9 protein-coding genes are annotated in these 8,869 nt (G+C 73.6%); 4 read left to right on the forward strand and 5 right to left on the reverse strand.

The window, feature by feature from the left end; translation table 11 throughout:
- Positions 1–94 precede the first annotated feature (94 nt).
- Together ACFXA3_RS25795 and ACFXA3_RS25800 are read right to left on the reverse strand one after the other, a co-directional pair.
- The gene (locus ACFXA3_RS25795; protein WP_385190630.1) at positions 95–331 is read right to left on the reverse strand and encodes a heavy-metal-associated domain-containing protein; all 237 of its coding nucleotides are present in this window, start codon (positions 329–331) and stop codon (positions 95–97) included.
- A gap of 221 nt (positions 332–552) precedes the next feature.
- Positions 553–1,281 (reverse strand): TetR family transcriptional regulator, encoded by a 729-nt coding sequence (locus ACFXA3_RS25800; RefSeq protein WP_385190623.1) that lies wholly within the window; start codon positions 1,279–1,281, stop codon positions 553–555.
- Between the two features lie 131 nt (positions 1,282–1,412).
- On the opposite strand from ACFXA3_RS25800, the gene ACFXA3_RS25805 reads away from it, so the two are divergent.
- Positions 1,413–3,728, forward strand: coding sequence for an MMPL family transporter (locus ACFXA3_RS25805; RefSeq protein WP_385190624.1), 2,316 nt, complete (start codon positions 1,413–1,415; stop codon positions 3,726–3,728).
- A gap of 85 nt (positions 3,729–3,813) precedes the next feature.
- On the opposite strand, the gene ACFXA3_RS25810 is transcribed toward ACFXA3_RS25805, so the two are convergent.
- The 3 genes from ACFXA3_RS25810 to ACFXA3_RS25820 form a co-directional block, all read right to left on the reverse strand.
- Positions 3,814–4,014, reverse strand: a complete 201-nt coding sequence (locus ACFXA3_RS25810) for an AlpA family transcriptional regulator (protein ID WP_053674774.1) — start codon at positions 4,012–4,014, stop codon at positions 3,814–3,816.
- A gap of 250 nt (positions 4,015–4,264) precedes the next feature.
- The gene (locus ACFXA3_RS25815) at positions 4,265–5,275 is read right to left on the reverse strand and encodes a Gfo/Idh/MocA family protein (protein ID WP_385190626.1); all 1,011 of its coding nucleotides are present in this window, start codon (positions 5,273–5,275) and stop codon (positions 4,265–4,267) included.
- Between the two features lie 21 nt (positions 5,276–5,296).
- On the reverse strand, positions 5,297–6,211 hold the full coding sequence (locus tag ACFXA3_RS25820; RefSeq protein ID WP_385190628.1) for a sugar phosphate isomerase/epimerase family protein: 915 nt from the start codon (positions 6,209–6,211) through the stop codon (positions 5,297–5,299).
- Positions 6,212–6,291: 80 nt separating this feature from the next.
- On the opposite strand from ACFXA3_RS25820, the gene iolC reads away from it, so the two are divergent.
- From iolC to ACFXA3_RS25835, 3 genes are all read left to right on the forward strand, one after another.
- Positions 6,292–7,203, forward strand: a complete 912-nt coding sequence (iolC, locus tag ACFXA3_RS25825; RefSeq protein WP_385190632.1) for a 5-dehydro-2-deoxygluconokinase — start codon at positions 6,292–6,294, stop codon at positions 7,201–7,203.
- 20 nt (positions 7,204–7,223) lie between these two features.
- Positions 7,224–8,054, forward strand: coding sequence for a 5-deoxy-glucuronate isomerase (gene iolB / locus ACFXA3_RS25830; protein WP_385190634.1), 831 nt, complete (start codon positions 7,224–7,226; stop codon positions 8,052–8,054).
- Positions 8,051–8,869, forward strand: an 819-nt coding sequence (locus ACFXA3_RS25835; RefSeq protein WP_385190629.1) for a thiamine pyrophosphate-binding protein, incomplete at its 3' end; no start/stop codon positions are given. The genes iolB and ACFXA3_RS25835, both read left to right, overlap by 4 nt.

Consider the following 8,869-nt stretch of genomic DNA (forward strand, 5'->3'; position numbering starts at 1 on the left):
CGCCAGGGGGAGGTCCGGGCAGGCCGTAACCAGGCTGAGCTGGCCGGTACGGCCCGGCGGGGTACTGCGGAGGAGGGGCGGGGCGGTGGGCCGTTCAGCCCGCCCGGCCGGCGAACTCGTACCCGGCCTCGTCGACGGCGGCGCGGACGTCGTCCTCGGCGAGCGGCGCGGCGGAGACCACGGTGACCTCGCCGGTCGCGGCGACGGCCTTGACCGAGTCGACGCCCGGGAGGGCGGAGAGCTCGGTGGTCACCGCGCCCTCGCAGTGGCCGCAGGTCATGCCGGTCACGCGGTAGACGGTGGTGGTCTGGGTGTCCGTCTCGGCGGTCATGTCGTTCTCCTCTTCGAGGGCGTATCCGGTCGCCGGGGGCGGCGGTGTCACTCCACCGTCCTCCCGACACTCCGAAGACTATACCCCTAGGGGGTATCAATGCGAGTGTGTGCCGCCAGTTCCGGACGGTCCGGCCGGAACTGGCGGGCCCGGCCGGCTCCGGATGCGCCCGGGGATCGGGTGCGCCCGGGTCCGGGGGGCGGTCGGGGGGCAGTGGGGGGTCAGTGGGGGTGGGGCGCCGTGACCATGGGCTCCAGGTAGCGCAGCATGACGGTCTTCGCCTCGGCGATGTACGCGGCGCGCTCGGCGCCCTCGCTCGCCAGGATCAGGTCGAGCGAGGACTTGAAGATGCCCAGGATCATGTTGGAGACGCGGGTGATCTCCTCGGGCGTGCCGTCCGGGCAGAAGGTGCGCAGGACGCCCTCGACGCGGGTCAGCAGCCCGGAGTGCAGTTCCTCGTGCTCCTGGGCGATGCCGGGGATGCCGGTGCCGTGCATGAGCGCCCAGAACGCCGGGTTCTCGCAGTTGAAGGCGATGACGGGATCCAGGACCGCGTCGAGCAGCTCGGGCAGGGGCTTGTCCAGGTTCTCCGGGAGGAAGGCCTGGCCGTGCATCTCGTGGGCGCGGCGCAGCAGCTGGCCGCCCAGCTCGATGGCGATGGCCTCCTTGTTCGGGAAGAACTGGTAGAGCGTGCCCGGTGAGACCTCGGCCTCGCGGGCGATGGCGTTGGTGCTGGCGGCGGCGTAGCCGGTGCGGCAGAACACGCTGGCGGCGGCCGCCAGGAGCTGGGCGATCCGGCGCTCCCCGCGGGCCTGGCGTCGCGGGGCGGGGGCTTTGGCGGGGGTCTTGGCGGTGGCCTTCGCGGGAGCCTTGGCGGTGCGCTCGGCAGTGGCCTTCCGTGCGGCCTTCGGGGCCTTTTCCTCGGTTTCGTCCTGGGGCCTCTCCGGCATGTCCGTCCCCTTGCTTCCCGTGGGTGATTGACAAACGCGAGAGGGCGCTCGCATTCTTGGAAAACGCGAGCGACTGCTCGTGTTTGTCAGTTTAAAGTCGCTGGCAATCACGGTGAAGGGGACACCGAGTCATGTCCGAAGTCAAAAAACCGCCGTCGTCAGGGGAGAGCGGACGGTGGACCCGGATCGTCACGGCCCGGCCGCGGCTGTCGCTGCTGCTCGCCCTCGTGGTCACGGCACTCGCCGTCCTCGCGGGCGGCGGCGTCGCCGACCGGATGGGCAGCGGCGGCTGGGAGGATCCGGACGCCCGGTCCACCTACGCCGCCAAGGTCCTGGAGCGCGAGTTCCCGGGCTCCCAGCCCAACCTGCTCCTGCTGGTGGACGCCGGTGACGGCGCCGGAGCGGGCGTGGACGATCCCGCCGTCGCCGCCGAGGCCGAGCGGCTCACCGCGCGACTCGCCTCCGAGCAGGGGGTGGCGGGAGTCGGCTCCTACTGGCGCACCCACCTGCCCGCGCTGCGCTCCGAGGACGGCGGCCAGGCCCTGATCGCCGCCCGGGTCCTCGGTGACGAGAAGACCCGCGCCGCGGTGCTGGAGCGGATCGCCCCGCACTACCGGGGCGAGCACGGGCCGGTACGCGTCTCCCTCGGGGGGCCGGTCGCCGTCCAGCGCGAGGTGACCACCACCATCCAGGAAGACCTGCTGCGCGCCGAGGTGATCGCCCTGCCGGTGACCCTCGTCCTGCTCGTCCTCGTCTTCGGCAGCGCCGTCGCCGCACTGCTGCCGCTGGGCGTGGGCATCGTCGCCATCCTCGGCACCAACGCCGTGCTGCGCGGCCTCACCGAGTTCACCGACGTCTCCGTCTTCGCCCAGAACCTGACCACCGCGCTCGGTCTCGGGCTCGCCATCGACTACGCCCTGTTCATCGTGCGCAGGTTCCGCGAGGAGCTCGCCGCCGGGCGGGATCCGGCGGCTGCCGTCGGGGCCACCCTGCGCACCGCCGGGCGCACGGTGCTGTTCTCGGCGCTGACCGTGGCCGTCTCGCTCTCGGCGATGCTCTTCTTCCCGATGTACTTCCTGCGTTCCTTCGCCTACGCCGGGGTCGCGGTGGTCCTGCTCGCGGCGGCCGCCGCTCTCGTCCTGCTGCCGGCCGCGCTCGTGCTGCTCGGCGACCGGGTCAACTCCCTCGACCTGCGGCGCTTGTGGGCGCGCAACCGCAACCGGTCCGGTGCGGCGGGCGCGGCGCCGGCGGGCGGGACGCGGGCGGGCGGGCCGCCGGCCGCCGGGGACGGGCGGGGCTGGGCGCGGGCGACCGCGCTGGTGATGCGCAGGGCCCCGGTCTTCGCCCTCGCCACCACGGCCGGTCTGCTGCTGCTCGGACTGCCCTTCCTCGGGGTGAAGTTCGGCACCGTGGACGACCGTCAACTGCCGGCGACCGCCACTTCCCACCTCGTCCAGCAGCAGATCCGCGACGGCTTCCCCGGCAGCCCGGGCGCCGGGCTGACCGTGCTGGCCGAAGGCGCCTCCGGTCCCGCCGAGCTCGCCGCCTACCGCGACCGGCTGGCCGCCCTGCCCGGGGTGCGGGTGAACGGGCCGGTGACCTCCGCGTCGGGGCCGGGGACCGCGTACATCTCGGTGGTCACCGACGGCGAGCCAGCCGGAGAGCGGGCCCAGGAACTGGTCGGCGAGGTGCGCAAGGTCGACGCCCCCTTCACGACCTCGGTGACCGGCCAGGCGGCCGTCCTCGTCGACGCCCAGAAGGCGATAGCCGGCAAACTCCCGGCCGCTCTGGCCCTGGTGGTCCTGGCCACGCTGCTGCTGGTCTTCCTGCTCACCGGGAGCGTGCTGATACCCGTCCAGGCGGTCCTGCTCAACGCGCTCAGCCTGACGGCGATGTTCGGGGCGGTCGTGTGGGTCTTCCAGGACGGGCACCTCTCCGGACTGCTCTCCTTCACCTCCACCGGGGACATCGAGACCAACCTGCCCGTGCTGATGTTCTGCATCGCCTTCGGACTCTCCATGGACTACGGGGTGTTCCTCATCTCCCGCATCAAGGAGGAGTACGAGCGGACCGGGGACCACGAGGGGGCGGTGCGTACCGGACTGGTCCGCACGGGAGGCCTGATCACCGCGGCGGCCGTGATCCTGGCGGTGGTGATGGTCGCCATCGGCAGCTCCCGGGTGACCAACACCAAGATGCTGGGGCTCGGGATCGCACTGGCCGTCCTGATGGACGCGCTGGTCGTACGGAGTCTGCTGGTGCCGGCGGTCATGAAGCTGACGGGGAAGGCCACCTGGTGGGCGCCGGCCCCGCTGCGGCGGCTGCACGAGCGGTTCGGCCTGAGCGAGGGCGAGTCCGCGCCCCCGGCCATGGCGCAGACGCCGGGCGGCACACCGGAGCCGGAGCCGGAACAGGAGCCGGACCGGATACCGGCGGGCAGCCGCTAGGCGGCCGGCGGCGGTCGCCGCCCCGCCCCGGCCCCGTCCTGCACCGCGGCGGGGTCGGGGCGGGGTCGGGGCGGCGACCCGGGCGTCAGTCCTCGCGGCGGCCCCGGTTGCCGGGGCGGCGGGCCACCCAGGCGCGGATCGTGTCGGCGTACCAGTACGGCTTGCCGCCCTCCACGTGGTCGGGAGCGGGGAGCAGTCCGTGCTTGCGGTACGAGCGCACCGTGTCCGGCTGGACCCGGATGTGGGCGGCGATCTCCTTGTACGACCACAGCTGCCGGTCGCTCATCGACGACACCTCCTAGTCCACGGCTCGGGGCCGGCCTGGATGCCGTCGGGGGAACCGCCCCGTGGACAAGACGATCACTCGCGTTGTGCCCGGAGAACGACGGAGGGCGAAGGTCGGGGAGCGGCTGTTGACCTGCTGTGACGGAAAAACCGCGTCATGCGGATATTTGTGACACAAGGGCGACCCTTGTGACAGATGCGGCACAACGGGCCCTCCGGACACCGGTTCAGCGGTTCAGCGGTACCGTGCTTCACCGGTACAGGGCCGGGCGGTCCACCAGTTCCACCGGGGTCCGTACGCCGCTGCGCGCGGCGGCGAGCCCCGCCGCGGAGACGGCCGCCGCCGCATAGCCGTCCCAGGCGTCGGGCCCGGCCACCCGGCCCTGCGCCGCCGCGGCCACCCAGCGCCGCAGCTGGCGGTCGTACGCGTCGGCGAAGCGCACCGTGAAGTCCTGGGCGATCTCGTCGTAGCGGCGGCCCGCCGAGCGCACCACCATCGCATGCCCCTCACCGATCTGGGCGCTCCCGGACTCGCCCACCGCCTCGCACCGCACCTCGTAGCCGAAACCGCAGTTGACGAAGATCTCCACGTCGACGATCACCCCGCCCGCGGTCTCCAGCAGAACCAGCCGGGGATCACGCAGCCCCTCGGGGGCCGCCGCGGTCGGCGTCGGGGAGAGCACCGACACCGCGGCGATCTCCTGCCCGAGCAGCCAGCGCGCCGCGTCGACCTCGTGGACGACCGAGTCGCTGATCAGCATGTCGCTCGTGAAGAACGACGGCGAGGCGGCATTGCGGTGCCGGCAGTGCAGGAACAGCGGCCGACCGATCCCGCCCGCGTCCAGCAGCTCCTTCAGCCGCTCGTACTCGGCGTCGAACCGTCGCATGAACCCCACCTGCACCAGGCGCCGGCCCAGCCGCTGCTCCGCCTCCATCACCCGCAGAGCCCCCGCCGGATCCGGGGTCAGCGGCTTCTCGCACAGCACCGGCAGCCCCCGCCCCAGTGCGGACAGGATCGCCTCCTCGTGGGCGGGCCCCGGCGAGGCGATCAGCACGGCCTCGACCCCGGGTGCGGCCATGGCCGCCGCCGGATCCGTGTGCGCGCTCGCGCCGTCCAGCCCCGCGGCGACGGCCTTGACCCGGTCCCCGTCCGGGTCGGCCACGGCCACCACCCTGGCCCCGCCGACCGTCCCCCCGATCCGGCGGACGTGGTCGGCGCCCATCTTGCCCGTCCCGATGACGGCGATGCCCAGCGTGCTCATGTCGTGTGTACCTCCGGGAAGTCAGCGGGCGCCGCAGGAGCGCAGGTAGGCGCGGGTGCGGCGGGCGATCGGCAGCGGCCGGTCGGGCGGGCACGGGTACATGTCCTGCTCCACGATGGCGAACAGGTCCACGCCGAGCCGCTGGGCGGCCGCGAGCACGGGCTCCAGCGCGGGGACCCCCGACGGCGGCTCGCACATCACCCCGCGGGCCACGGCCGGCCCGAACGGCAGCTGCTGCGCGACGACTTCGGCGAGGATCCGCGGATCGACCTGCTTGAGGTGGAGGTAGCCGATCCGCTCGCCGAAGGTCTCGACGGCCTGGACGCTGTCGCCGCCGCAGTACGCGTAGTGCCCGGTGTCCAGGCACAGGGAGACCAGGTCCGGGTCGGTGGCGTCCAGGAAGCGGGCCACGTTCTCCGGGGTGTCGATGTGCGTGTCCGCATGCGGGTGGACGACGATCCGCAGCCCGTACCGGTCCCGCACCTCCCGGCCCAGCCGCTCGGTCTGCGCGGTCAGTTCACGCCATTGCGCGGGCGTGAGGGTGCGGTCCTCCAGCACCTCGCCGGTCTTGTCGTCCCGCCAGAAGGACGGGATGACGACGAGGTGGCGGGCTCCCGTGGCCCGGGTGAGCTCCGCGATCCGCGACACGTGCTCCCAGGTCTGCTCCCAGACCGCGGGTCCGTGATGGAGTCCGGTGAAGACGGTGCCGGCGCTGACGCGCAGGCCCCGTCCGGCGGTCTCCTCCACGAGGCGCGCGGGGTCGGTGGGGAGGTAGCCGTACGGGCCGAGCTCGATCCACTCGTACCCGGAATCGGCGACCTCGTCGAGGAACCGGTCCCACGGGGTCTGCAGCGGATCGTCGGGGAACCAGACACCCCAGGAGTCCGGAGCCGAACCGATGCGGATACGGGTCAACGCGGGCGGGGAGGACGTCATGACGGCCACCTTAGGGTGAGAGACGAGTGGGAGGACTGCCTGTGACCACCGCGGACGATGTCGGGTTCGACCTGATCACGATGGGGCGGATCGGGGTGGATCTCTACCCGCTGAAAACGGGCGTACCGCTGGCGGAGGCGGACACCTTCGGGAAGTTCCTGGGCGGCTCGCCCACGAACGTCGCCGTCGCGGCGGCCCGGCTGGGCCGCCGGGTGGCGGTGATCACCCGCACCGGCGCGGACCCCTTCGGGGCCTATCTGCGCGCCGAGCTGCGCGGGTTCGGGGTCGACGACCGGTGGGCCGGGGAAGTGGCGCGCTACCCCACCCCGCTGACGTTCTGCGAGATCTTCCCGCCGGACGACTTCCCGCTGTACTTCTACCGGCTGCCGAAGGCCCCCGACCTGGAGATCGAACCGGACGAGCTGGACCTGGCCGCCGTACGGGCCGCCCGGGTGTTCTGGATGACGGGTACGGGCCTGAGCGCGCAGCCGAGCCGCTCCGCGACCCTCGCCGCGCTGGAGGCGCGCTCGAAGTCCGGGATCACGGTCTTCGACCTCGACTGGAGGCCGATGCTGTGGCAGGAGGAGCCGGGAGAGGCGTACGCGCAGGCACTGGGCCTGGCCACGGTCGCCGTCGGCAACGCGCAGGAGTGCGCGATCGCGACCGGCGAGAGCGAACCGCGGGCCGCCGCACGGGCGCTGCTCGCGGCCGGGGTCGAGCTGGCGGTGGTGAAACGGGGGCCGGAGGGGGTACTGGCGATGCGGCGGGACGGAACGGTGGCGGAGGCCGCGCCCGTCCCGGTGCAGGTGGTGAACGGGCTCGGCGCCGGCGACGCCTTCGGCGGGGCGCTGTGCCACGGGCTGCTGGCGGGCTGGGACCTGGAGCGGGTGCTGCGGTTCGCCAACGCGGCCGGGGCGATCGTGGCCTCGCGGCTGGCGTGCTCGGCGGCGATGCCGTACGCCGGGGAAGTGGAAGAGGTGCTGGAGACGTGACGCTGACCGCTTCCCACGAGATGGAGTACGCCGCACTGCGGGTGCTGGACCTCGCCCCGGGCGAGACGTACCCGCACGCGTGCGGGGACCGGGAGTGGATCGTCCTCCCGCTGGCCGGGGGGTGCACGGTCCGGTGCGCGCCGCCCGAAGGAGGCCCGCCGGCCCCTGTGTTCGAACTGCGCGGACGCGAGGGCGTGTTCACCGCCGTCACCGACTTCGCGTACCTGCCCCGCGACGGACGGGCCGGGATCCGCTCCGCCGCAGGAGGGAGGTTCGCGCTCGTCGGGGCGCGGTGCGAGAGGGTGCTCCCCGCCCGGTACGGGCCCGCCCGCGACGTCCCCGTCGAGATCCGCGGAGCCGGCCACTGCACGCGCCAGGTCAACAACTTCGCCGCCGCCGGCGTCTTCGACTGCGACCGCCTCATCGCCGTCGAGGTGCTCACGCCCGGCGGGAACTGGTCCTCGTACCCGCCCCACAAGCACGACGAGTTCCATCCCGGCGAGGAGTCCTGCCTCGAAGAGGTCTACTACTTCGAGATCGCCCCGCACGGCGACACCCCCGGCCTCGGCTACCAGCGTGTCACCCCCTCGCCGGCGGGGAAGACCGACATCCTCACCGAGGTGAGGACCGGGGACGCGGTGCTCGTCCCGGACGGCTGGCACGGCCCGTCCATCGCCGCGCCCGGGCACGACATGTACTACCTCAACGTCATGGCCGGGCCCCCGGGCCGGCCCCGGGAGTGGCTGATCCGCGACCACCCCGACCACGCCTGGATCCGGGACACCTGGACCGGGCAGGACACCGACCCCCGGCTGCCCTTCCACCGGGCGCAGGAGGAGGAGACCCGATGAGGCTCACCGTCGCGCAGGCCCTCGTCCGCTTCCTCGCGCAGCAGTACACCGAGCGCGACGGCCGGCGCCGCAGGCTGATCGCCGCCACCTGGGGGATCTTCGGGCACGGGAACGTCGCCGGCATCGGCCAGGCCCTCCTGGAGAGCGGCCCGCGCGAGATGCCGTTCCTCCAGGGGCGCAACGAGCAGGCCATGGTGCACGCCGCCGTCGGGTACGCCCGCCAGTGCGGGCGGCTCTCGGCCCACGCCGTCACCACCTCGATCGGGCCGGGGGCCACCAACCTCGTCACGGGGGCCGCCCTCGCCACCATCAACCGGATTCCCGTGCTCCTGCTGCCCGGCGACACCTTCGCCACCCGGCCCGCCGATCCCGTGCTCCAGCAGCTGGAGGTGCCGCACGCCGGCGACGTCTCCGTCAACGACACCCTGCGGCCCGTCTCCCGCCACTTCGACCGGATCACCCGGCCCGAGGCCCTGATCCCGGCCGCCCTCGAAGCCATGCGGGTGCTCACCGACCCCGTCCAGACCGGTGCGGTGACCCTGGCGCTGCCGCAGGACGTCCAGGCCGAGGCCCACGAGTGGCCGCCCGAGTTCTTCGCCGAACGGGTGTGGGGGGTGCGCCGGCCGCGGCCCGACCGGGACGAGCTCGTGCGGGCCGCCGAGGCGGTACGGGGCTCCGCGCGCCCGCTGATCGTCGCCGGCGGCGGGATCCGGCACAGCGGGGCCGGGGCCGCGCTCGCGCAGTTCGCCGGGGGCCCCCCGGTCCCCGGGGGCGCCCCCCCCGCGGGGGCGGGGGGGGGCCCGACAGACCCCCCC

Source organism: Streptomyces sp. NPDC059456 (genome assembly GCF_042750055.1).
Lineage (GTDB): Bacteria > Actinomycetota > Actinomycetes > Streptomycetales > Streptomycetaceae > Streptomyces.

Bases quoted from the DNA above. Each gene is read 5' to 3' on its own strand.
- iolB (WP_385190634.1), top strand. From the start codon at position 7,224: ATGGAGTACGCCGCACTGCGGGTGCTGGACCTCGCCCCGGGCGAGACG.
- ACFXA3_RS25810 (WP_053674774.1), bottom strand. From the start codon at position 4,014: ATGAGCGACCGGCAGCTGTGGTCGTACAAGGAGATCGCCGCCCACATC.
- ACFXA3_RS25820 (WP_385190628.1), bottom strand. From the start codon at position 6,211: ATGACGTCCTCCCCGCCCGCGTTGACCCGTATCCGCATCGGTTCGGCT.
- ACFXA3_RS25805 (WP_385190624.1), top strand. From the start codon at position 1,413: ATGTCCGAAGTCAAAAAACCGCCGTCGTCAGGGGAGAGCGGACGGTGG.
- iolC (WP_385190632.1), top strand. From the start codon at position 6,292: ATGGGGCGGATCGGGGTGGATCTCTACCCGCTGAAAACGGGCGTACCG.
- ACFXA3_RS25815 (WP_385190626.1), bottom strand. From the start codon at position 5,275: ATGAGCACGCTGGGCATCGCCGTCATCGGGACGGGCAAGATGGGCGCC.
- ACFXA3_RS25795 (WP_385190630.1), bottom strand. From the start codon at position 331: ATGACCGCCGAGACGGACACCCAGACCACCACCGTCTACCGCGTGACC.
- ACFXA3_RS25800 (WP_385190623.1), bottom strand. From the start codon at position 1,281: ATGCCGGAGAGGCCCCAGGACGAAACCGAGGAAAAGGCCCCGAAGGCC.